The following is a 23,568-nucleotide window of genomic DNA, read 5'->3' on the forward strand; positions in this document are numbered from 1 at the left end:
ATGTACTACAGGTCAAACGTTACCGCAGTCCCCCGGTCGCCCTTAACAGTAAATCATTTTGCACCTGGGCAGGCAGCGGCATTTCGCCGCGTGTATCCAGCATCATCTGACACCACGCTTGCGCCAGCGGCGGCGAGGCATGACGCAGCATTTCCGCTCCGCATCCCAGCAAGAAAAGCTGCTGCGTAATCTCTCTGCCCATTGCTTCGTCCGGTTTGCGTAAACGTTGCTGTAGCTGACGTACCGCGCGGTCGTAATGGCGATCCTGGCCTTTGACTTCCGCAAAAGCCTCACTCAATACGTCATAGACGCCGTGTTGTTTTGTCAGCACCCGAAGTACATCCAGACACATGATATTGCCGGAACCTTCCCAGATACTGTTCACCGGCATTTCACGGTACAGGCGCGGGAGTTCGCTCTCTTCGCAATACCCCATCCCGCCGAGAACCTCCATCGCCTCAGCCACAAAAGGGATTCCCTGCTTACAGATGGCGAATTTCGCCGCTGGCGTGAATAATCGCGCCCATAATGCCTCTTTCGCCTCGCGACGTTGCTCCCAGGCGCGCGCCAGCCGAAACAAAAGCGCCGTCTGCCCCTCCAGGCATAGCGCCATACGACTTAAGGTTTGTCGCATCAACGGTTGTTCGATCAGCGGCTTACCAAAAGCCTGACGCTGATGAGCATGGTAAATGGCGACTGAAAATGCGCGCCGCATTAAGCCATGACTCCCGAGCGCGCAATCAAGACGCGTCATACCGCCTATCTTTAAGATATGCCGAATCCCTTCGCCCTCTTCTCCCAGCCGCCAGCCGACGGCATCCTGAAACTCGACTTCGGCGCTGGCATTAGATCGATTACCGAGTTTATCTTTCAGGCGCTCAAGACGAACAGAGTTCCGTTGCCCGTCTGGCAGGAAACGCGGCACAAAGAAACAGGATAGTCCTCCTTTTGCCTGCGCCAGCACGAGGTGCGCATCACTTTGCGGCACAGAGAAAAACCATTTATGTCCCACCAGCCGATATGAATCATCCGCCAGCCGCTCCGCGTGGGTCGTATTACTGAGTACGTCAGATCCGCCCTGCTTTTCCGTCATTCCCATGCCGATAAGCAGGCCCCGTTTTTGCCCGCCCGGCAGCAAATGCGAATCGTAGCGATCGCTGCGCAGCGGCGCCAGCCAGTCATGGAAAGTGGCGGGAAGCATCTGTAATAGCAACGGTGTCGCGGCAAAGGTCATCGTGACAGGACAGAGTGTTCCCGCTTCTACCTGAGCATGTAATACAAAACGCGCCGCCCGGGCGACAAAACTTCCCGCCCTTGCCTCTTCCTCCCAGGCAAGGTTATGTACCCGATTAGCGCAAAGCCCCTGCATCAACAGGTGCCAGGCGGGATGAAAGCGAACGTCATCCAGGCGCTGTCCCTGGGGATCGTAACGCAGCAACTCAGGAGGATGCGCGTTCGCCAGACGACCCAGTTCCAGTGATTCCGCCGTTCCCAGTTGTTGGCCAATACTGGCGAGAAGATCGCTATCCCATCCCGCGCCTTCCCGGGAAACCGCTTCACACAGCGCGCCATCAGACAGGAATAAGTTACTGTTATTGAGCGGAGCTGGTTGATTAAAAACGGTATGTGTTTGCCAGGACATGGTGTCTCCCTCCTTCAATGGCGCTGAAGTCAAGTATGGTCATGACTGCGCCATTGACGCCGGAGCAAGATCACAAAAGTATGATTAACCGGCAATATAATGTGGGACGAAACGGGAAGTGTCTTTGGTAATTAGCGTATTGTCCTCGCGAATCCCCATTCCGGAGGCTTCATCGTCAATGATCCAACTGCCAATCAGCGTATAGCTATCGCCAAAGCGCGGCAAAGGCTGAAACGCCTGGTAAATCATCGGCTCGTCAGCGTAGTCGCCGTCGGCATGATCGATAACATTTTGCCGCTCGTCGAAAATCGTGACGTTGCCGCCTTCACGTGAATAAATCGGCTTCCGCACGCTGCTTTCGCCTGGCGCTGCGAGCGATTTTTCGCCCTCAAACCAGGCCGGCAGCAGATTCGGATGGCCAGGGAAAAAGCGCCACAATAACGGCAACAGCCCTTTGTTACTCAGAATACTTTTCCACAATGGCTCAATCCATTGCTCACGCCGTTTTCGCAACAGCGGGCCGTTGTCATCGCGCATCATCCATTCCAGCGGGTAGAGCTTAAAGGCGCGGCGAATCACGTTATCGTCCAGATCGGTCAGCACGCCGCCTACGCCAAGCCCCAGTTCTTCAATATAGATAAATCGCGTTTCCTGGCCCGCCTGCTGCGCGCAATCCTGAAGGTACAGCACCGTCGTGCGATCTTCGTCGGTATCTTCACAACAGCAAAAGTAGAGCGGTTCCCGACTGTACAGCTCGCTGAAGCGGGCGATCAGCCGCTCCTGTATCGCGTTGTATTGATCGGCATCACGCGGGATGGCGCCGCTACGACGGGCATCCTCCAGCCATAGCCATTGAAAGTAGGAGGACTCATAGAGCGACGTCGGCGTATCCGCATTGTATTCCAGCAATTTAACCGGATCTTTGCCGCACCAGACGAAATCCATCCGCCCGTAAAGCGAAGGATCGCGGCTGCGCCAACTTTCGGCGATGACATCCCAGTACAATGGCGGGATCGCCAGCTGCTGCATGATCTGCTCATCCCGGACGGCCCGCTCGACAACCTCCAGACACATCTGATGAAGCTCTGCGGTCGGTTTTTCGATCTGTTCTTCAATTTGCCGTAATGTAAAACGGTAGGCCCGGCTTTCATCCCAGTAAATTTCGTTATCGATAACATGAAAGTCAAAACCGTGATCGCAGGCGATCTTATCCAGATCCCGGCGTATCGGTACGTTGTGTCGTAGCATGGTTAGCCTCCCCAGTGCCCGCGGGCGCTGGAAGAACGGCCATAGCCGCCGCGGGAGACGGTGGACGCTTTCCGTGTGATATAACCAGGGCTGGTCACGGTATCGCTTTTCCCTGTGCCGCTTCGCCACGCATAATCGCCGGATGTGGTGCGCCAGACGGGACGGGAGACGTAAGATGAACCGCCGCTGCTATAGATGTATTGTTCATCACGGTTCTGGCGAATCGCGCGGCTGAGTAAAAAGCCGCTTAATACCGGAACCCAGCTCCGCTCGGTGATATCAAAGTAGCAATCGCCAAACTGCGACTGACAGCGCTCCTGCGTCAATTGCTTAGGCACATTAGCGTAAAATTCTGTTTTCGCATTATTCCAGCCGTCAGCGCAAACGCTGGCGCTATTGCCATCGTCAATACAGTCGTTCACCGTGGCGTAAAACGTCCCATCGCCGTCGTTGTCACTATTGCCGCCATCACCGCACCCTTTCAGGAGAAAAAAGGCCGCTCCGCCCATAATCGCCAGCGTCAGGCATTTTGGCGTGTAGCGATTTCGTTGCCGCTCAAAGGGATTTACCGGTTCGGCTATCCGTCTTATTGCCGAATGGCCTACGCCGGATGTGCTTCTGGATTTTCGTTTTTTTGCCATGATCTTCCGTTACCATGTCATACAGGCAGCGTTAAAAATACCGCCAGCCAGCGCTGCGGTTCCCATAAATAGCCCCGCCGCCACGTTGTGATTAATAATTTTTTCGCTCAGCGTAGGCATGTATAACCTTACGCAACCATAAATCAGCAGTTGAATCACCAGCGCAATGCCGCCCCAGGCAAAATAGTCCGGGATACTGACCGAGTTTATCGCCGCGCTGGATAAGGGGATGACATAGCCCAGCAACGTACCGCTAAAGGCCAGCGATGCCGCAGTATTGTTATTTTTTATCAGCTGCCATTCATTATGCGGCGTTATCTTTGAGTAAATAAAAAGAAATACAATGACCATTGCCGCGCCAATAAAAAAATAGGCGCAGAAAGCCAGTAATGCGTCCAGTATATGCATAATTTCCCTGTATGTGCTTAACCAATAACCGTCAGTGAAGTGAGCGGGATATCCACGCCGAGGGCGCGTGAAAACACCCATTCAGGCTCACCGCGCTCATTAAATGATTCTTCCCCGTTCAATAGAAGATACTCCCAGGCGTCATCCGTCACCTGGCGCTGGAAGCCCATCGTAAAATTGTGAACGTCCCATTTCTCTGCCTGCTGATTTTCAACCTTTTCCAGCATGTAGACAGGTTCAATATTGCCCGGCTCTTCATGGTTAAAAAAACGCTGCCAGCGCCGTTCTTGCCAGTTGAGCGTCATCGGCCCTATTGCCGCTGGCGCAATGGCTGAACGCCAGTGACGTTCCTCGTTAATACCGAAACTTTCCTCATATACAAAAAGTTTGATGTCATCAATGTCGTCAACATCCGTGCCGCCAGTGGTGTTAATTTGTAGGAACTCATCGCCCGAGGTGTAGTAGCGAAAAATTTGACTGCCGCCGCCTAAATCTATACGACTCGCTGCCGCGACAGTGTATTTTTCACCCGGTAGCTCCACCAGCAACGACGACTCCAGTAGCCGGAATGCCAGCGTATCCAGCGTGAAACCGGCGTTAAGATGTAATCCTAATGGTCCGCGAATCGGCGCTGGCGCGCTTGTTTTACCGAGCAAACGCTGAAAAAATTGCATCATAGGGGAACCTCTATCTCTTGCCATGCGACCTCTTCAGCCAGAATGCGATTGTCGTTGGGCATAATGCCATTTGAGATCGCGCATTCATGTGCCGTCTCGTATGAAAGCGACGAAGCTCAGCACGGTAGCGCGCTTTCGCGCTACCGATAACAAAGCAGATACTGCCCGATAAACAGGCCCAGCAAAGCGGGCCAGGTCAGTCTGGACAAATGACGCTGGCAGGTTTTGACAATCCACGTAAAGAGCATTATTCGCCTTGTTGACGCTGTAAACGCGCCAACACATCCTGAGCATTGCTTTTATTGGTTGCGCCAATGCCGGCCTGCGCCAGTTTTTCATCCAGGTCGCGTCCATCGGCGACTTTTTCCAGCTGCGCGGCGGCATCCAGCCGGGCCTGGCGTTCAGCCTGACGCGTTTGTAAACGTTTAAGCGACTCCGCCGCCGTAGACACATTCGACGCGGCTCCGACGGTCGAAGTCGTCACCGCCTGCTGCGCGCGCTGCATGGCTTCTGTCGCCTTAACCACTTCAAGTTGCTGCTCAAACTGCGCAATCCGCTGGCCTGTCGCCGTTACGGCCTTCTCCACCGCATCGCGAGAGGCTTCCAGATTAGTCAGCACCTGTTCTTCGGCAAGAATGGCATTTTCCAGACGGGCTATTTCTTCCGCCACTTCGTTGAGTAAAGCGGCGTCGACATTCTTACTCATTGCCACCAACGCTCGTGTTTCAAGGCTGGCTTTACGCTCACGTAAATCATTCAGCTTGTCATGGCTTAGCTTCACCCGCGCCAATAAATCCACTCTGGATTTACCCGCTTTATCCAGCTCGGCTTTTGCGTCGCGAATATGCTGCTCCAGCATACGTACACCCTGTGCTTCATCAATGGCCTCTTCTGCCTGAGCAACGAATGATTTACCTAACGTGAACAAACTTTTTAAAATTCCCATGTAAGCCGCCTGTATTATTCCTGTGAATAGACTTGTGTTATTTCAGCGATATCCAACGCATTTTCTACAAGCGTGGTGATTTCCAGCGTCACGTCGGCAAGCGACGAATTTAACGACAGCGCGCCAAAAGCGACATAATATTCCTCCTGTTTTACCTGGGTAATACCGACCGAAGACAGCGGTAAAACCTTCTGATTTCTCAATAAGAAAAGATTAAATTCCGCGGTATCTCTAATCGTATTTACCGGACAGATATAAGTCTCGATAACTATTTGTTGCGAGGTAAATAAAACCGCCAGTGGTAAATCGCCATAATCATTCATTTTTATTATTAATGAAGATTCATTATTTTCTATATCAATATCTAATTCGGCGATGCTGTTTAATGCATCCGCCAGCGTCCGTGGAGTCCATGCCATATTTTTATCTCTATCTCATTTTTATAAATAAAAGAAATTACAGGGTAGGTTTTTCTTTTTATATTACCAGCCAGAGATAAAAAAAAACCATCCGATTATGGATGGTTTTTTCTTAAAAAATACTATTAGCGTCAGGTTCGCTGGCGAACGGCTTCAAACAGACAAATCCCGGTCGCAACAGAGACATTCAGCGACGACACGCTACCGGCCATAGGAATGCTGATCAGCTCATCGCAGTGCTCACGGGTCAGACGACGCATACCTTCACCTTCTGCGCCCATGACCAGCGCCATGCGGCCAGGCATTTTGCTCTGATACAGCGTATGGTCAGCCTCGCCCGCCGTTCCGACAATCCAGATATTCTCTTCCTGCAACATGCGCATCGTGCGCGCCAGGTTGGTGACGCGGATCAACGGCACGCTTTCTGCTGCGCCGCAGGCGACTTTCTTCGCCGTCGCGTTAAGTTGCGCGGAGCGGTCTTTCGGCACGATTACCGCATGTACGCCTGCGGCATCGGCGCTGCGCAGACAGGCGCCAAGATTATGCGGATCGGTGACGCCATCGAGGATCAACAAAAAGGGGCGTTCGTGTAATGCGATCAGATCCGGCAGATCGTTTTCCTGATATTGCCGGCCTGGTTTCACGCGAGCGATAATACCCTGATGCACGGCACCGTCGCTTTTCTCGTCGAGATATTGGCGGTTTGCCAGCTGGATAACCACGCCCTGGGACTCAAGGGCGTGAATCAGCGGCAACAGACGTTTATCTTCACGGCCTTTTAAAATAAAGACTTCCTGAAAACGTTCAGGGGCGCGCTCCAGCAGGGCCTGCACTGCGTGGATGCCGTAAATCATTTCGCTCATTAATGTACTCATTGTTTACGTTTTGCCGGGGGCGCTACGCTTGCCCGGCCTACAGATAATTCCCCCTCTTCTGTTTGAAGAGGGTATTGCTCACTCTGCCGCTTTTTTCTTCGCCGCACGCTTCGCTTTGGTCGCTGCGGCTATTTTCTGCGTTTTAGCCGATGGCTTTTTTGCTTTTCTCGCGTCTTTCTTCGCTGCTTTCGGCTTCGCTTTTTTCTCGCCGCGGAAGGCGCTATCAGGCTCGAAGTTAACTTTTTTACCTACCTGACGACGTTTACCGGCGTTTTTACTTTCACCTTTTTTCGCTTTTTCACGCGCCGTTTTGCCGACGTTACGCGGTGCGCGCTCGCTGGAGATCAAGCTAAAGTCAATTTTCCGTTCGTCCATATTCACCGCTTCGACGCGTACCTCGACCCGGTCGCCCAGGCGATATGTCTGCCCGCCGGACTCGCCAATCAGACGTTGCCCTACCTGATCGAAGCGATAGTAATCGTTATCCAGTGAGGAAACGTGTACCAGCCCATCGATAAACAGTTCATCAAGACGGACAAAGAAGCCGAAACCAGTGACGCTGGCAATCACGCCCTTAAAGACGTTGCCTACCTGATCCAGCATAAAGTCACATTTCAGCCAGTCGGAGACATCACGCGTCGCTTCATCAGCGCGGCGTTCCGCCATCGAACAGTGCTGGCCGAGCTGCAACATCTCTTCCATCGAGTAGTGATAACCGCCCGTTTCTGTGGTGTTGCCCTTGTTCCCTTGCTCTTTAGCCAGCAGGTACTTAATGGCGCGGTGCAAAGAAAGATCCGGATAGCGGCGAATCGGCGAGGTAAAGTGCGCATAAGACTGCAACGCCAGGCCAAAGTGCCCGCGGTTTTCCGGATCGTAAATCGCCTGCTTCATTGAACGCAGCAGCATAGTTTGCAGCATTTCGGCGTCCGGCCGGTCGGCAATCGATTCAAGCAGTTCGGCATAATCGCGCGGTTCCGGTTTATTTCCGCCCGGAAGCTCCAATCCCAGCTCCGCCAGTACGGAGCGGAATGAGGTGATCGCTTCGGTGGTGGGCTTATCATGAATACGGAATAGCGCCGGCTCTTTAGCTTTTTCGACAAAGCGCGCCGCCGAGATATTCGCCATGATCATGCACTCTTCGATAAGCTTATGCGCGTCATTACGCTGGGTCTGTTCGATACGCTCAATGCGACGTTCGGCGTTAAAGATAAACTTCGCCTCTTCGCTCTCAAACGAGATCCCCCCGCGCTCTTCACGCGCTTTATCCAGCACTTTGTAGAGGTTGTGCAGCTCTTCAATATGCTTCACCAGCGGCGCATATTGTTCACGCAGATCCTGATCGCCCTGCAGCATATGCCAGACTTTGGTATAGGTCAGACGCGCATGGGAGCTCATCACCGCTTCATAGAATTTGTAGCCGGTCAGCCGACCTTTCGCCGAGATGGTCATTTCACAGACCATACACAGCCTGTCAACCTGCGGGTTTAGCGAACACAGGCCGTTGGAGAGCACCTCCGGCAACATTGGGACAACCTGTGACGGGAAGTAAACCGACGTGCCGCGATTGCGCGCCTCGCGATCCAGCGGCGTTGGCGGCCGTACATAATAGCTCACGTCAGCAATAGCGACCCACAAACGCCAGCCGCCGCCGCGTTTTTTCTCACAGTAAACCGCGTCGTCAAAGTCACGGGCATCTTCGCCATCAATCGTGACCAGCGGCAAATCGCGCAGATCGACACGACCGACTTTCGCCTCTTCCGGCACCTCTTCTTTCAGCCCGGCGACCTGCTGCTCTACCGCCTGCGGCCAGATGTAAGGTATTTCATGGGTACGCAGCGCCATATCAACTGCCATACCGGTGCCCATATTGTCGCCCAGCACTTCGACGATTTTCCCTACCGCTTTAGTACGGCGAGTTGGACGTTGGGTCAGTTCAACCACGACCACGAACCCCATCCGCGCGCCCATGACGTCTTCTGGCGGGATAAGAATGTCGAAGCTGAGACGGCTGTCGTCCGGCACTACAAAGCCGACGCCCGCATCGGTGAAATAACGCCCGACTATCTGACTGGTTTTCGGTACCAGTACACGGACGATACGCGCTTCGCGGCGACCTTTACGATCGGCGCCCAGCGGCTGCGCCAGCACCTGATCGCCATGAATACAGGTTTTCATCTGCTCGCTGGAAAGATACAAATCGTCTTTGCGGCCTTCGACACGTAAGAAACCGTAACCGTCACGATGACCGATCACGGTGCCTTTCAGCAGGTCGAGGCGTTCCGGCAGCGCATAGCACTGGCGGCGGGTAAAGACCAGTTGTCCGTCGCGCTCCATCGCGCGCAGGCGGCGACGCAAGGCTTCAAGCTGCTCTTCGCCTTCAATATTCAGTTCTACGGCCAGTTCTTCGCGACTGGCCGGTTTTTCACGTTTCGTTAAATGTTCGAGGATAAATTCCCGGCTCGGGATAGGATTCGCGTATTTTTCTGCTTCGCGTTCCTGGAAAGGATCTTGTGACATTGAGGTTCCTCCATTGTCATCTCTAATGAAGTTTACTTCACTCCACCAGTAATAATTTATAAAGCGGTTGATTCTCTTCAACCAAATCGGCAAGCGTGTAGTTATCCAGCTCCTTGAGAAAACTCTGCACGGCCTTAGAAAGCGCCTGTTTCAGACGACAGGCAGGGGTGATGTGGCAAAATTCGCTGCTACAGTTGACCAGTGATAAGGGTTCCAGCTCACGCACCACATCGCCAATACAAATAGTATTAGCCGGTTTACCCAGGCGGATACCGCCATTTTTTCCCCGAACGGCGGTGACAAAGCCCGCCCGGCTAAGCTGATTGATAATTTTGACCATATGATTACGGGACACGCCGTAGACTTCTGTCACCTCAGAAATGCTGGTCATTCGTCCATCTGGTAACGACGCCATATAGATTAGCGCACGTAAGCCGTAATCGGTGAAACTCGTTAACTGCACATCAACCTCAGGAAAAGGGAAAACGGGATATAACTTATCTGTATTGATGATAAACCAGCCACCTGTCAGGCTGCTAATTTATTTCGGTTCAGGAAGGAAAAAAGCGGGGAACAATGACGCATTTGAGCCGAAGGGTGATGCAAAACATCTTATCCGGCTAACAAATGCGTACTCATCATAGACCCGGTAAGCGTAGCGTTACCGGGCATCATCCATCAATTATGCGTCGAACGGATCGCGCAGAATCATCGTCTCAGTACGATCGGGGCCGGTAGAAATAATATCAATCGGCACGCCGGTCAGTTCTTCGATACGTTTGATGTAGTTCAGCGCCGCCTGCGGCAGGCCGCTACGATCTTTCACGCCGAAGGTGGATTCAGACCAGCCCGGCATGGTTTCGTAAATCGGCTCTACACCTTTCCAGTCGTCAGCTGCCAGCGGAGTGGTAGTCACTTCGCGACCATCCGGCATACGATAAGCCACGCAGAGTTTCACCTCTTTCAGGCCATCCAGAACGTCCAGTTTGGTCAGGCAGAAGCCAGACAGGGAGTTCAGCTGTACCGCACGACGAACGGCAACGGTGTCCAGCCAGCCGGTACGACGACGACGGCCGGTAGTGGCGCCGTATTCGTTACCCTGCTTGCAGAGGAACTCGCCGGTTTCATCAAACAGTTCGGTCGGGAACGGACCTGCACCTACACGAGTGGAGTAAGCTTTGAGGATACCCAGAACGTAATCAACATAACGCGGGCCCAGGCCGGAACCGGTCGCCACGCCACCTGCAGTGGTGTTAGAAGAAGTTACGTACGGATAAGTACCGTGGTCGATATCCAGCAGGGTACCCTGCGCACCTTCAAACATGACGAAATCGCCACGCTGACGCGCCTGGTCGAGCAGGTCCGAAACGTCAACAACCATAGAAGTCAGGATGTCGGCAACAGCCATCGTATCATCCAGAACTTTCTGGTAATCAACCGCTTCAACTTTGTAGTAGTTAACCAACTGGAAGTTGTGATATTCCATCACTTCTTTCAGTTTTTCAGCGAAGGTTTCTTTGTCGAAAAGGTCACCAACACGCAGACCGCGACGTGCCACTTTATCTTCATAAGCAGGCCCGATTCCACGACCGGTGGTGCCGATCGCTTTCGCGCCACGCGCTTTCTCACGCGCGTTATCCAGCGCAACGTGATAATCAAGGATCAGCGGACAGGCTTCAGACAGCAGCAGACGCTCACGAACGGGGATGCCACGGTCTTCCAGTTCTTTCATCTCTTTCATCAGCGCGGCCGGAGACAGCACAACACCGTTACCGATGATGCTGGTTACATTCTCGCGAAGAATACCTGATGGAATAAGATGGAGAACGGTTTTTTCACCGTTGATTACGAGAGTATGGCCTGCGTTGTGACCGCCCTGGTAGCGTACAACATATTTAGCCCGTTCAGTCAGAAGATCGACGATCTTTCCTTTACCTTCGTCACCCCATTGGGTGCCCAGTACGACGACGTTGTTACCCATTTTTCAAAATCACCGTTTGCTTAAAAATGGATTCTACCATCGCTTTTTCAGATATACAGCACTTTTTGCACTCAATATGCGGCAAATCCGACCACTTTTTGCTCAGCCAATCGTTTTCCTCAACATGTAGTAGACCACAACTCCCGCGACCACAAGTCCGCCGCCGAAACGACGTAAAACATTTTCCGGCAGTTGCGCCAGTGCCGAAACCATTTTTTTCCATGCGCCGGGATACAGCATCGGTCCCAGCCCTTCGAGGACTAATACCAGAGCAAGCGCCAACCAGATTGTTGAATTCATTTATCGCCCTTATAAAAGAAAACCACCGGCATCCTTTGGATGCGGTGGTTTTGCTGGTCTAAAACCGCTGACGCTATTTTAGCGTGTCGTCGAACTCGGTGTCTTCATGTAGCGGAAGAAATCGCTGTCCGGGCTCAATACCATCACGTCCTGATTACCTTCGAAGCTCTTCTCGTAAGCGCGCAGACTACGAATGAACGCGTAGAAATCAGGGTCCTGACTGAACGCGTCGGCAAACAGCTTCGCGGCTTCAGCATCACCTTCACCACGCATGATACGCCCCTGACGCTCGGCTTCCGCCAGAGTTTTCGTCACCTCATAGTCAGCAGCCGCACGCAGTTTTTCCGCTTCTTCCTGACCTTGTGAACGATGACGACGCGCGACCGCTTCACGCTCGGCGCGCATACGGTTGTAAATCGCCTCAGAAACCTCGGTCGGCAGGTTGATCTGCTTAATACGCACATCGACCACTTCGATACCCAACGCCGCCATACTGTTCGGGTTGATGACCGGTACTTTACCTTTGGTTTCCGCCGTGACGCGTTCCGCCGCTTCGGCAATCGCGTCATCCGCCGCCGGGGTCGCCACTTCATCATCGGTACCGGCTGAACCGGAGTTCAGCGCGTCGCGCACCTCCAGAGTCAGACGACCACGAGAATCGGTCACGATGTCTTTTACGTCCAGGCGACCAATCTCAGAACGCAAACGGTCCGAGAATTTACGTTTTAACAGCACTTCGGCTTGCGAAATATCGCCGCCGCCGGTCGCCAGATAGTAACGGCTAAAGTCGCTGATACGCCATTTGATGTAGGAGTCGACAATCAGGTCTTTCTTCTCTTTAGTCACAAAGCGATCGGCCTGGTTATCCATCGTCTGGATACGCGCATCAAGCATTTTCACTGATTCAATAAACGGGATCTTAAAGTGCAGACCCGGCGCGTAAACCAGCGGTTTGTTCTCATCGTCACGCAGAACTTTACCAAAACGCAGCGTAATGCCGCGCTCGCCCTCTTTGACCACAAAGACGGACATGTAGAGCACTACCAGCACGATGATGATAATCGCAATAACTGACTTACGCATCGTTATTCCCCCTGACGCTGGTAGTCGTTACGCTGCGCATTCGCGCGGCGTTGGTCCATAATATCGCCCTGATTTGAGGACGACGTGTTGCTTGCTCCGCTGGCGTTAGACTTTGTGGACGGCGGCAGGCGCAGCAGGTTGCTGGCGCTATTGTCGCTCTTTGCCGCCGGCGCATTCCCGCCTTTCAGCATCTGATCTAACGGCAGCACCATTAAATTACCGCTCTTGTCGTTAACCAGTACTTTACGGGTATGGCTCAGCACTTTTTCCATCGTTTCAATATACAGACGCTCGCGTGTAATCTGCGGCGCGGCTTTATATTCCGGCAAAATCTTCGCAAACCGGGCGACTTCACCCTGCGCTTCCAGGATAGTCTGGGTTTTATAGGCGCGTGCCTCTTCCAGAATACGCTGCGCCTGACCGTTGGCGCGCGGCTGAACTTCGTTGGTATACGCTTCCGCTTCACGAATGTACTGCTGCTCGTTTTCACGTGCGGCAATCGCGTCGTCAAAGGCGGCTTTCACCTCTTCCGGCGGGCGCGCAGCCTGGAAGTTCACGTCCAGCAGGGTAATCCCCATGTTGTACGGTTTGATAGTCTCTTCCAGCTCGCGTTGGGTATCGCTACGAATAACGGTACGGCCTTCGGTCAGGATGCGATCCATCGTGTATTTACCAATGACGCCACGCAGCGCGCTGTCGGTGGCCTGACGCAGGCTATCGTCCGGGCTGGTCACGCTAAACAGATATTTCTGCGGATCGGTGACGCGGTATTGCACGTTCATTTCAACGCGCACGACGTTTTCATCAGACGTCAGCATCACGCCTGACGCCGCCAGTTCGCGCACCGCCTCGACGTTCACCGGCGTGACGTCGTCAATAAATGTCGGCTTCCAGTTCAGACCTGGCTCTACCAGATGGCTGAATTTACCAAAACGCGTCACAACGCCGCGCTCGGCTTCTTTAATGGTATAAAAACCGCTGGCCGCCCAGATAATGACTACTGCCGCCGCGGCGATGGCGACAATACGGCCTCCCAGTTGCGGACGCGGGCCTTGCGATGAGCTACCGCCGCCGGAACCGGTGCCTTTACCGCCCCCAAAACCACCGAGTTTTTTACTCAGCTTACGGAAGATATCATCCAGATCGGGAGGTCCCTGATCGCGGCCACCTTTGTTTCCATTTCCCCCAGAGTTGCTGCCAGGTTTGCTGCTTCCCCACGGGTCGCGGTCCTGTCCGTTATTACCGGGCTGATTCCACGCCATGTTTGTGCTCCATATTTGTTATGCGGTGATCCCCGTTGTCTTTCGACCTCAGAGGATAAGGCGAAATTACTCCATGCTTCAGACGAACCGCCGTTACAGACATCATCTTTCAGGCTGCGTCTTGAGTGGCGGCTTTTTTACCCCAGGTCACTTAGTTGTGAGCTCCTGAGATTCTCTCAGCTACCGCCTCAATACGACCTGAATGACTTCGCGTCTAGATCACGTATTCGATCAACGCCGGTTCTTGTTTACAGAGGCGACGCCAGTCGACAATCGGCATTCGTACCTGCAGACTGACGCTACCGTCTTCCTCCATCCACTCTTTTTCTATTGCCTGAAGCTGATAAAACCGGCTTCTCAGACGCCCTTCCTGCGGCGGCAAACGCAGCGTATGCTGCGCCACCTCGCCGGAAAGACGCTCCGTCAAAGCCTGAAAAAGCTGTGGTATCCCCACGCCGCTTTGCGCTGAAAGCCAAACGCGGATGGGTTTATTCTCTTCATCTCTGTCGATACGCGGTTCAAAGTCGTCCAGCATATCGATTTTGTTCATCACCATTAAGGTGGGGATTTCGTGAGCGTCAATCTCTTCAAGAACGGTGTTTACCGCCTCGATGTTTTCCTGCACGCGAACATCCGCCGCATCGACCACATGCAGCAGCAGCGTCGCCTGACGCGTCTCCTGCAGGGTAGCTTTAAAGGCAGCCACCAGATCGTGCGGTAAATGGCGGATAAAGCCTACCGTATCCGCCAGAACGGTTTCACCGACATCCGCTACATCAATACGACGTAAGGTCGGGTCCAGCGTCGCAAATAGCTGATCTGCCGCATAGACCCGCGCTTCAGTGATCTGATTAAAAAGGGTGGATTTTCCGGCGTTGGTATAGCCCACCAGCGATACCGTCGGAACGTCGGCCTTGATGCGCGACTGCCGCCCCTGCTCACGTTGCTTCTCAACCTTCTCCAGGCGCGACTGAATTTGCACAATGCGATTACGCAGTAAACGACGGTCGGTTTCGAGCTGGGTTTCACCCGGACCGCGCAAACCAATCCCGCCTTTCTGACGTTCAAGGTGGGTCCAGCCACGCACCAGACGCGTAGCCAGATGGCGTAGCTGCGCCAGCTCAACCTGCAACTTACCTTCATGGGTACGCGCACGTTGGGCAAAAATATCTAAGATAAGACCGGTGCGATCGATAACCCGGCACTCGCACAAACGCTCCAGGTTTCGCTCCTGGGCTGGACTCAATGCATGATCAAACAATACGACCGCTGCGCCAGTCGCTTTCACGGCTTCCGCAATTTCAACTGCCTTACCTTCACCTACAAAGTACTTCGGGTGCGGTGCTTTACGGCTACCGGTAATCACCTGCATTGCTTCGACACCGGCGGAAGAGACCAGAGATTCAAACTCCTGGAGGTCTTCCATATCTTTGTCTTGCGAAAAATAGATGTGTACCAGTACCGCCTGCTCACCGGCATCATAACGGTCAAACAAGCGTAAACCCTCTTAATAACCAGCGGGGGCGATTATCCGACGCCCCCGACATGGATAAACAGCGCGTGAACTTATTCAGTCTCTTCGCTGTCCTGTTGCGCAGTAGAACCCTGCGCGTTGCTACCGTGATGGTAGTTATTGCTGGCGCCGCCACCGGCATTGTTGCTGTGATGGGAAACCGGGCGAGACGGGACAACAGTAGAAATCGCGTGCTTATAAACCATCTGGCTGACCGTGTTTTTCAACAGGATCACGAACTGATCAAAGGACTCGATTTGACCTTGCAGCTTAATACCATTCACCAAATAAATAGAAACTGGAACACGTTCCCGACGCAATGCGTTCAGGAACGGATCTTGTAAAGATTGCCCCTTAGCCATTCTCTTTTCCTTATATGCTTATTTGTACTTTGAACCTTTCGATTCTGAAAAATTGCGCACGATACGTCTCAATTGTACACATTCAGTCTGCGATAGCACCAACAACCTGTAATACTTCTTTTCGCGCCCGATCGGGATTCTCACTGTCAAGCCAGCGCACCCCTTCCCAACCGCGCAACCAGGTCATCTGGCGCTTCGCCAACTGTCTCGTGGCGCAAACACCTCTATAAACCATTTCATCATATGAGATTTCGCCCTCAATGTATGACCACATCTGGCGGTATCCCACACAACGGATGGAAGGCAAGTCCGTATGCAAATCTCCTCGGGCAAAAAGCGCCCGGACTTCTGCTTCAAAACCTGAAGCCAACATCTGATGAAAACGCAGTTCAATGCGCTGATGGAGCAGTTCACGGCTCGCCGGGGCGATAGCGAACTGATGCACCTGGTACGGTAGCGCGTCTCCTGACGTTTGCGTTAGCTCCGTTAAAGTTTTACCCGAAATGAAAAAAACTTCCAGTGCCCGGGAAAGTCTTTGCGGATCATTTGGATGAATTCGCGCGGCGGCAACCGGATCTATCTCCTGAAGTTGCTGATGCAACGCCTCCCATCCAAGCTCCGCTGCTTGCTGCTCTATCCGGGATCTGACTTCCGGATCTGCTGAAGGCAGCGGCGATAACCCTTCCAGCAATGCCTTAAAATACAGCATGGTACCGCCCACTAACAGCGGGATACGCCCCGCAGCGGTGATCTCCGCCATTTGCGCTAACGCGTCGCGGCGAAAATCCGCCGCCGAATACGCCTGCGACGGGTCGCGTATATCCAACAGTCGATGCGGCGCCGCTTTCAGCTCATCGGCATTCGGCTTAGCCGTGCCAATATCCATTCCCCGATAAATGAGGGCGGAATCAACGCTTATCAACTCTACTGGCAAAACTTTACGCAGTTCTATCGCCAGCGCCGTTTTGCCGGAGGCCGTCGGCCCCATCAAAAATATCGCCTTAGGCAGGCTCGCCTTGCTTACATCATTCATGCTTCAGGGCGTTCATCGCCGAATGTAAATCAACAGGTTGTAACAGGCCACCCGGCGGCGCTTTTACCAGCTGCGGACATAGCCGCTCAACATCCGCCAGCAGCGATATGGCCTGCGCCATCGACCACTGCGGATGTTCGCTCTGCACATTACGCGCTATCCATTGTGCAATATTGACCGTTGCAAATGTGGTCTGTTGCGCCAGGTAGCCTATCAGTTCAGGAATCAAGATTTGTAAATTTTGTTGTCGTAAGGGTAAAGGCACCGCCCGAATGGTCACATGCTGCGCATCTGACTGAAATTCAATACCCAATTCTCCCAACAAAGATTGGGCTTTTTGCAGCGCGGCTTTTTCATCGGCGCTCACTTTTAAACGCAGCGGAATCAGCAACGGCTGCGCGCAAACCGGACTTTGACCCGGTGTAAGCTGCGCCTGACGCAGCCAACGCTCCGCAACCGGCAGCGACAAGAGCTGGATAGTCCCCGCGTGTTCCAGCAACGCGCAGTCACCGCCGACTATCGTCAGTACGCGACCAAAACTCTGGCTATGTCCGTCAAGCGCAGGCGCAACCGGATCCGGCGCGGGGCTCGTCGTCGGCGTCTGTAAAAGCGCGCGATAAACCTCGCCCTGCAGCTTCTGATAACCTGGCTGCGCGTGCGGCCAACCACCTGCGGACTGACGCCCGCCGTTACCGCCCGATGCGCCGCCGGAATAACGCGGTGTCGCAGGCTCGCGCGCCGCAGTTGGCTCGGCGGGTACAGCAAAATGGTTGCGCCCGGCGGCGATACGGTTTTCCGGGACATGCCGCGGCGCTGGCGCAATATCCTCAAGCGGCAGCGTCGTTTCCGTCTGCTGTTGCAGAACGCTCAGCACCCCTTGATAGATGAAGTCGTGCACCAGCCGGGATTGATGAAAACGCACTTCGTGCTTGGCGGGATGAACATTGACATCCACCTGATGCGGGTCAATCTCCAGATACAATACAAACGCAGGCTGTTGGTCCGCGCCCAGTTTATCTTCACAGGCCTGGCGAATGGCATGGTTGATCAAGCGGTCGCGCATCATGCGGCCATTCACATAGCAGTACTGGATCTCCGTTAACGCCGTGGTGGTGTGATTCGGATCGGCGACCCAGCCGCGCAGGGTCAGATCGCCATGCTGCCACTCGATCGCCAGTGCCTGTTCGAGAAACGGCGTGCCGCAGATGGCGCCTAACCGGCGCTCTTTTTGCCCGTCCTTTGCGACAGCGCGATACTGTCGTACCAATTTGCCGTTGTGCGACAGGTTAAGCGTGACGTCAAAACGGGCCAATGCAATACGACGGATGATCTCATCGATATGATTAAATTCCGTTTTTTCGGTACGCATGAATTTGCGCCGGGCGGGCGTATTATAAAAGAGATCCAGAACTTCCAGGGTGGTGCCGACCGGGTGCGCGGCGGGTTTTACCGTCACGTCCATGTCGCGCCCTTCCGCATACGCCTGCCAGGCTTCCGCCTGCTCCGCCGTGCGCGACGTTAGCGTCAAACGCGAGACCGAACTGATACTGGCCAGCGCTTCACCGCGAAATCCCAGACTGATAATCGCTTCCAGATCGTCAAGCGAGGCGATTTTACTGGTGGCATGACGGGCCAGCGCCAGCGCCAGCTCCTCTTTTTTAATGCCGCAGCCATTGTCGCGAATACGAATAAGCTTCGCGCCGCCACGCTCGATGTCGATATCAACGCGGGTGGCGCCTGCATCCAGACTATTCTCTACCAGCTCTTTAACAACCGACGCAGGGCGTTCCACCACTTCGCCAGCGGCGATTTGGTTCGCAAGCTGCGGCGGCAGAACCTGAATCGGCATGAAATCTCCTTAATTCGCGGCGGTTATGGCGCCAGGCTGGTTGGTACTGGCCGTCTGGCCTGGGCCGCCCTGCGGCGCAGACTGGATCGGATGCGCTGCAAAGTACTTACGCAACCCCCGGTATATAGCGTCAGCAATCTGCTGCTGATAGCGGTCGCTCGCCAGCAATCGCTCTTCGCCGTGATTACTGATAAAGCCCGTCTCCACCAAAATGGACGGGATATCCGGCGAACGCAGCACGCCCAGGCTAGCGTGTTCCGGGCGGCGTTTATGCAGCGACCCCACGCCGTCGAGTTGGCTTAGTACGTTCGTCGCCACATCATACCCTACCCGCTGCGAATGACCGAATTGCAAATCCAGTACCGCCTGGCTCAGGTAAGGGTCTGACTGACTGTTCGCCAGCACATCGCCAGCGCCGCCTAACAGTTCGGATTGCTTCTCATGCTGCTCAAGCCAGTTTGCCATTTCGCTGTTCGCGCGACGATTGGACAATACCCAGACGGAGGCGCCGGTGGCGTCGCGATTTGGCGCGGCATCCGCATGAATAGAGACAAGGAAGTTGGCGTTTTGCTTACGCGCCACGTCAGACCGCCCCATCACCGAAATAAAATAGTCGCCGTCACGCGTCAGCACGCCTTTAAACATCGGATCGTTATTCAGCAATGTGCGTAACTTACGCGCGATGGCGATGGTGACATTTTTCTCGCGCGTACCGCCCGGGCCTATCGCGCCGGGGTCCTGGCCTCCATGTCCGGCATCAATAGCAATCACCACTTTATCGCCAGCGCCTGCTGACGCGCGCGCCGCAGGCCGCGTAACGGTATTGCTGCTGGTTACGCCGGTCAGGCGATCATCAGAAGATTTAAACGGATTACGGGCAGGCTCCGTCGGGCGGGGCGCGCTTTCAACCCGTTTCGCGACGACAGGCGGTGGTGGCGGCGGCGGAACATCGGCATTAATGGTGAAAATGACCGTATAGTTGCCGCCGTTTTGCCGCTTCACCGCCTCGGTTTTACCATTTTCCGTCAGATCGACAAGCAACCGTAAAGATTGCGCATCTTTCGGCGTTCCGGCACGGATCGTTTTCACCAGATTGTTACCGCTAAACTGAAGCGGCAGCCCCTGAATCACGCCGGTCTGCCTGATATCCAGCGCCACGGTCCGTTTACCGTCCTGTGAGTAAGCATATTCCGGCTCGCCGATAAAACTCAGCGTAATGCGCGCCTGCTGCTCGCCGTTGGAAACCTGAATATCAGAGAGACTGGCGGCGCCCGCCTGCGCGCACAGCAGGATTAAGGCTGCTATTACGGCATTTTTGATGCGATAAATCATCCCGCCACCTTTATAGCTAATCGGCTAAACGCGCCAGTAACGAATGACCCGATGAGGATACCGCACTTACGCGAGCCTCACGCCCCTGCGCCTGGTAATCAATATGGATTTCGACGTCCGGGTCGGGGAGAACGCCTTTACCTTGTTGCGGCCACTCCACCAGACAAATGGCGTCGTTGGCGAAATAATCGCGAATGCCCATAAACTCCAGCTCCTCCGGGTCCGCAAGACGGTATAAGTCGAAGTGATATACCATCATGTTATCAAGCGCATAAGGCTCTACCAGCGTATAGGTGGGGCTTTTTACATTACCGTTATGGCCTAACGCCTGTAAAAATCCCCGGCTAAACGTCGTTTTACCGGCACCTAAATCGCCATACAGATAAATAACGGTCGCGCCATCACAGGCGTTGGCTACCCGTTGCCCCAGGTCTAGCGTCGCCTGTTCGTCAGGTAGCGGAATTACTCGATTCATCATGGTTTACGTCAATCACATCAGGGTTAACAATACGCCGCAGCGTAGTAAAAAGATCGGTCGCCAACATGCCGCGAGCGCCATAACGCGCTGCCAGTAAGTCCGCCGCCGCGCCGTGAGCCACACATCCCACACATGCCGCATCATACGGGGTAAACTTCTGTCCGAGCAATGCGCCGATGATGCCGGACAGGACATCGCCCATCCCGCCGCTCGCCATCCCTGCATTACCAGCGTCAATGATAGCCAGAGGGTGGTGTTCAGCGGCAATAATCGTTCCTGCGCCTTTTAACACGACCACGCCTCCGTACCGTTTTACCAGACGCTGTGCTGAAAGTAAGCGATCACTTTCAATTTCTGCCACAGAACATCCTAACAGGCGGGCAGCCTCTCCCGGATGCGGCGTAATCACGCGATTGTGACGTTTATCAGGATTGATTGCCAGTAGGTTCAACGCATCCGCATCCCACAGCATAGGTTTACGGACGTTTTCTACTTTCTGTAAGGCTTTTTTGCCCCATTCCTGCTGCCCAAGCCCCGGGCCGATCACCACAACGTCAGCCCAGGTCAGGCTCTCTTCCAGCGACTGAGGCGTGAGTTCATGTACCATCAGTTCCGGGCGGGCCGTCAGCAACGGCGCAATGTTTTCACCGCGGGTCAGTACTCTGACCAACCCAGCCCCCGTACGCAGCGCCGCCTCGCCAGCCATCCGAATTGCGCCCGCTGTTCCCTGGTCGCCGCCGATGATCGCCAGACGACCATGATCGCCCTTATGCGAGGTCGGTCGACGCGGCGTTAACCATTGCCCCAACTGCGTCGCGTCAAAACGCCGGAGCGGCGGCGTCTGGCTTGCCAGCCAGCCTTCCAGTCCCAACGCGTCATAATGCAGTATGCCGGTAACGTCACGCGCTTTGCCGGTCAGCAGGCCTGGTTTCAGGGCGATAAACGTGACCGTATGCGCGGCGCTTATCACCGCGCCAGGCGTGGCGCCCGTTTGCGCCAGCAGGCCTGACGGGATATCGACGGCGACAACCGGCGCAGGATGGGCGTTCGCCTGTTCAATCAGACCGGCTACCGGGTCGCGCGGCGCCTGGGCTATGCCGGTGCCAAGCAGCGCGTCGATAATCAGATCCGTCGCTTCCGGCCAGATAATATCGGCAGCATGGATAATGCCGCCGGCATTCAGCCAGGCATCGCGCGCCTGCGCCGCTTCTTCAGGCAACGGTTTGTCGCTCTCCTGCGCCAGCAACGTTACGCTAATGCCCGCCGCTTGCGCTAGTCGCGCCACGACGTAACCATCGCCGCCGTTGTTGCCATGACCACACAACACCAGCCAGTGTCGGGCGTCAGGATAACTGTCACGGGCTACCCGAAATGCCGCGTCGCCAGCGCGCAGCATCAATTCATAGAGTGTGAGTCCGAAGGCATCCGCCGCATCGCGTTCCAGCCGTTTGATGTCATCGGCGGGCCAAATGGAGTGTGGTATACTTACAGGGTTTTTCTTCATGTTATGGTCCATCATGTCAAAGCCCCTCGATCTCAATCAGTTAGCGCAAAATATTAAGCAGTGGGGGCTGGAGCTGGGCTTTCAGCAGGTCGGTATTACTGATACCGATCTGCGCGCATCCGAACCTGCGCTGCAGGCGTGGCTGGACAAACAATACCACGGCGAGATGGCATGGATGGCGCGCCACGGTATGATGCGCGCCCGGCCTCATGAACTCTTACCCGGTACGCTACGTGTCATCAGCGTGCGCATGAACTATCTGCCCGCCAACGCCGCGTTTGCCAGTACGTTGAAGGATCCCACGCTGGGCTACGTTAGCCGATATGCGCTGGGGCGTGATTATCACAAGCTATTACGCAGCCGCCTTAAAAAACTGGGCGAGCAGATCCAGCAGTACTGCGGTTCGCTGAATTTTAGACCGTTTGTCGACTCTGCGCCTATTCTTGAACGCCCATTAGCGGAAAAAGCCGGACTTGGCTGGACGGGTAAGCACTCACTTATCCTTAATCGGGAGGCGGGCTCATTCTTTTTCCTGGGGGAACTGCTGATTGATTTACCGCTGCCGGTCGACCAGCCGGTCGAGGAAGGTTGCGGCAAATGCGTCGCCTGTATGACCATTTGCCCGACCGGGGCGATCGTCGAACCGTATACGGTGGACGCGCGGCGCTGTATTTCTTATCTCACCATTGAGCTGGAAGGCGCTATTCCGGAAGCATTTCGCCCACTGATAGGCAACCGTATTTACGGCTGCGATGACTGCCAGCTTATCTGTCCGTGGAATCGTTACTCTCAGTTGACCGACGAAGCAGATTTTAGCCCACGCAAGGCGCTGCATAATCCAGATTTGGTTGAGTTGTTTAGCTGGAGCGAAGCGCAGTTTCTGAAAGTCACTGAAGGTTCTGCGATTCGGCGCATTGGTCATTTACGCTGGCTGCGCAATGTTGCCGTCGCGCTGGGGAATGCGCCGTGGAGTAATGCCGTCATTACGGCGCTGGAAAGCCGCAAGGGTGAGCATCCACTTCTCGATGAGCATATCGAATGGGCAATTGCGCAACAAATTGAAAAGCGGAACGCCTGCATCATTGAAGTGCAACTACCGAAAAAACAGCGTCTGGTCAGGGTGATTGAAAAAGGGCTGGTGCGCGATGCCTGAATTATTCACAGGCTGTGTATAAAAATAAAAACACATTGCGATTCAAGAGGGAAAAAAGGAATAGTCAATAACGCTAACGTTTTGAAATCTTATTTTTTCTATATTTTTCAGTAAATTATAGAAATTCTACGCGTCAGGTATAATTTTTTGCATTCCAGGAGTAATGGGCCGCCCTGTGGATAAGTCTGTTTACAAGGATCTGACGAAAGCGGAACAAAACGTGCCCCAACGCGATATTCGTTGTGGATAATTTTACTGTAGATAAGAATTGGAGCGGGAAACGAGACTCGAACTCGCGACCCCGACCTTGGCAAGGTCGTGCTCTACCAACTGAGCTATTCCCGC

The 23,568-nt window shown here is 54.2% G+C and carries 22 protein-coding genes, 1 tRNA gene and 1 pseudogene; 1 reads left to right on the forward strand and 23 read right to left on the reverse strand.

Annotation, left to right across the window (positions count from 1 at the left end; all coding sequences use genetic code 11):
- Positions 1-19 precede the first annotated feature (19 nt).
- The 22 genes and pseudogenes from NBA72_RS13245 to nnr all read right to left on the reverse strand — a co-directional run bounded on the left by NBA72_RS13245 (position 20) and on the right by nnr (position 22,085).
- The gene (locus tag NBA72_RS13245) at positions 20-1,642 is read right to left on the reverse strand and encodes an isovaleryl-CoA dehydrogenase (RefSeq protein ID WP_000118961.1); all 1,623 of its coding nucleotides are present in this window, start codon (positions 1,640-1,642) and stop codon (positions 20-22) included.
- An 84-nt stretch (positions 1,643-1,726) separates the two neighbouring features.
- Positions 1,727-2,890, reverse strand: coding sequence for a glutathionylspermidine synthase family protein (locus NBA72_RS13250; protein WP_000943934.1), 1,164 nt, complete (start codon positions 2,888-2,890; stop codon positions 1,727-1,729).
- A 2-nt stretch (positions 2,891-2,892) separates the two neighbouring features.
- Positions 2,893-3,531 carry a DUF1190 domain-containing protein gene (locus tag NBA72_RS13255; protein ID WP_001085591.1) on the reverse strand — a complete coding sequence of 213 codons (639 nt, stop codon included), beginning with the start codon at positions 3,529-3,531 and terminating at the stop codon, positions 2,893-2,895.
- A gap of 9 nt (positions 3,532-3,540) precedes the next feature.
- Positions 3,541-3,939 (reverse strand): DUF350 domain-containing protein, encoded by a 399-nt coding sequence (locus NBA72_RS13260; RefSeq protein WP_000547738.1) that lies wholly within the window; start codon positions 3,937-3,939, stop codon positions 3,541-3,543.
- A gap of 17 nt (positions 3,940-3,956) precedes the next feature.
- Entirely contained in the window at positions 3,957-4,640 is a 684-nt protein-coding gene (locus tag NBA72_RS13265) for a YjfK family protein (protein ID WP_000090294.1), read from the reverse strand.
- A 122-nt stretch (positions 4,641-4,762) separates the two neighbouring features.
- Positions 4,763-4,864 (reverse strand): annotated as a pseudogene (locus NBA72_RS13270) (hypothetical protein); the annotation flags it as partial.
- The gene (locus NBA72_RS13275; RefSeq protein WP_042947887.1) at positions 4,864-5,562 is read right to left on the reverse strand and encodes a PspA/IM30 family protein; all 699 of its coding nucleotides are present in this window, start codon (positions 5,560-5,562) and stop codon (positions 4,864-4,866) included. The pseudogene NBA72_RS13270 and the gene NBA72_RS13275, both read right to left, overlap by 1 nt.
- Before the next feature lie 14 nt (positions 5,563-5,576).
- Positions 5,577-5,981, reverse strand: coding sequence for a YjfI family protein (locus NBA72_RS13280; protein WP_000312613.1), 405 nt, complete (start codon positions 5,979-5,981; stop codon positions 5,577-5,579).
- A 131-nt stretch (positions 5,982-6,112) separates the two neighbouring features.
- On the reverse strand, positions 6,113-6,844 hold the full coding sequence (rlmB, locus tag NBA72_RS13285; RefSeq protein ID WP_001293277.1) for a 23S rRNA (guanosine(2251)-2'-O)-methyltransferase RlmB: 732 nt from the start codon (positions 6,842-6,844) through the stop codon (positions 6,113-6,115).
- A gap of 90 nt (positions 6,845-6,934) precedes the next feature.
- The gene (gene rnr, locus NBA72_RS13290; RefSeq protein ID WP_000076357.1) at positions 6,935-9,373 is read right to left on the reverse strand and encodes a ribonuclease R; all 2,439 of its coding nucleotides are present in this window, start codon (positions 9,371-9,373) and stop codon (positions 6,935-6,937) included.
- A 37-nt stretch (positions 9,374-9,410) separates the two neighbouring features.
- Positions 9,411-9,836, reverse strand: a complete 426-nt coding sequence (gene nsrR, locus NBA72_RS13295) for a nitric oxide-sensing transcriptional repressor NsrR (RefSeq protein WP_001177632.1) — start codon at positions 9,834-9,836, stop codon at positions 9,411-9,413.
- A 219-nt stretch (positions 9,837-10,055) separates the two neighbouring features.
- Positions 10,056-11,354 carry an adenylosuccinate synthase gene (purA, locus tag NBA72_RS13300; protein WP_000527965.1) on the reverse strand — a complete coding sequence of 433 codons (1,299 nt, stop codon included), beginning with the start codon at positions 11,352-11,354 and terminating at the stop codon, positions 10,056-10,058.
- Positions 11,355-11,456: 102 nt separating this feature from the next.
- Positions 11,457-11,654: a DUF2065 domain-containing protein gene (locus NBA72_RS13305; protein WP_001089290.1), complete on the reverse strand. Its 198-nt coding sequence runs from the start codon at positions 11,652-11,654 to the stop codon at positions 11,457-11,459.
- A 78-nt stretch (positions 11,655-11,732) separates the two neighbouring features.
- On the reverse strand, positions 11,733-12,737 hold the full coding sequence (gene hflC, locus NBA72_RS13310) for a protease modulator HflC (protein ID WP_001232417.1): 1,005 nt from the start codon (positions 12,735-12,737) through the stop codon (positions 11,733-11,735).
- A 2-nt stretch (positions 12,738-12,739) separates the two neighbouring features.
- The gene (gene hflK / locus NBA72_RS13315) at positions 12,740-13,999 is read right to left on the reverse strand and encodes an FtsH protease activity modulator HflK (protein WP_000312505.1); all 1,260 of its coding nucleotides are present in this window, start codon (positions 13,997-13,999) and stop codon (positions 12,740-12,742) included.
- A gap of 214 nt (positions 14,000-14,213) precedes the next feature.
- Complete coding sequence (gene hflX, locus NBA72_RS13320) at positions 14,214-15,494, reverse strand: ribosome rescue GTPase HflX (RefSeq protein ID WP_000460338.1); 1,281 nt, start codon at positions 15,492-15,494, stop codon at positions 14,214-14,216.
- Positions 15,495-15,565: 71 nt separating this feature from the next.
- Positions 15,566-15,874, reverse strand: a complete 309-nt coding sequence (gene hfq / locus NBA72_RS13325) for an RNA chaperone Hfq (protein WP_001051875.1) — start codon at positions 15,872-15,874, stop codon at positions 15,566-15,568.
- 82 nt (positions 15,875-15,956) lie between these two features.
- Positions 15,957-16,907, reverse strand: coding sequence for a tRNA (adenosine(37)-N6)-dimethylallyltransferase MiaA (gene miaA / locus NBA72_RS13330; protein WP_001000734.1), 951 nt, complete (start codon positions 16,905-16,907; stop codon positions 15,957-15,959).
- Positions 16,900-18,756, reverse strand: coding sequence for a DNA mismatch repair endonuclease MutL (gene mutL, locus NBA72_RS13335; RefSeq protein WP_042947896.1), 1,857 nt, complete (start codon positions 18,754-18,756; stop codon positions 16,900-16,902). The genes miaA and mutL overlap by 8 nt, the downstream gene beginning before the upstream one ends.
- A 9-nt stretch (positions 18,757-18,765) precedes the next feature.
- Positions 18,766-20,088 carry an N-acetylmuramoyl-L-alanine amidase AmiB gene (amiB, locus tag NBA72_RS13340; RefSeq protein ID WP_000640354.1) on the reverse strand — a complete coding sequence of 441 codons (1,323 nt, stop codon included), beginning with the start codon at positions 20,086-20,088 and terminating at the stop codon, positions 18,766-18,768.
- Between the two features lie 16 nt (positions 20,089-20,104).
- Complete coding sequence (gene tsaE / locus NBA72_RS13345; protein WP_000981984.1) at positions 20,105-20,566, reverse strand: tRNA (adenosine(37)-N6)-threonylcarbamoyltransferase complex ATPase subunit type 1 TsaE; 462 nt, start codon at positions 20,564-20,566, stop codon at positions 20,105-20,107.
- Positions 20,538-22,085 carry a bifunctional ADP-dependent NAD(P)H-hydrate dehydratase/NAD(P)H-hydrate epimerase gene (nnr, locus tag NBA72_RS13350; protein ID WP_000968670.1) on the reverse strand — a complete coding sequence of 516 codons (1,548 nt, stop codon included), beginning with the start codon at positions 22,083-22,085 and terminating at the stop codon, positions 20,538-20,540. Before nnr ends, tsaE begins: the two co-directional genes overlap by 29 nt.
- Between nnr and queG the strand changes: the two genes are divergently transcribed.
- Positions 22,084-23,223 (forward strand): tRNA epoxyqueuosine(34) reductase QueG, encoded by a 1,140-nt coding sequence (queG, locus tag NBA72_RS13355; RefSeq protein ID WP_001615111.1) that lies wholly within the window; start codon positions 22,084-22,086, stop codon positions 23,221-23,223. The two genes, nnr and queG, sit on opposite strands and share 2 nt — an antisense overlap.
- A 269-nt stretch (positions 23,224-23,492) precedes the next feature.
- Here the strand turns inward: queG and NBA72_RS13360 are convergent.
- A tRNA-Gly gene (locus NBA72_RS13360) sits at positions 23,493-23,568 on the reverse strand.

It is taken from the genome of Salmonella sp. NW1250 (assembly GCF_051812965.1).
Classification (GTDB): Bacteria; Pseudomonadota; Gammaproteobacteria; order Enterobacterales; family Enterobacteriaceae; genus Salmonella; species Salmonella enterica.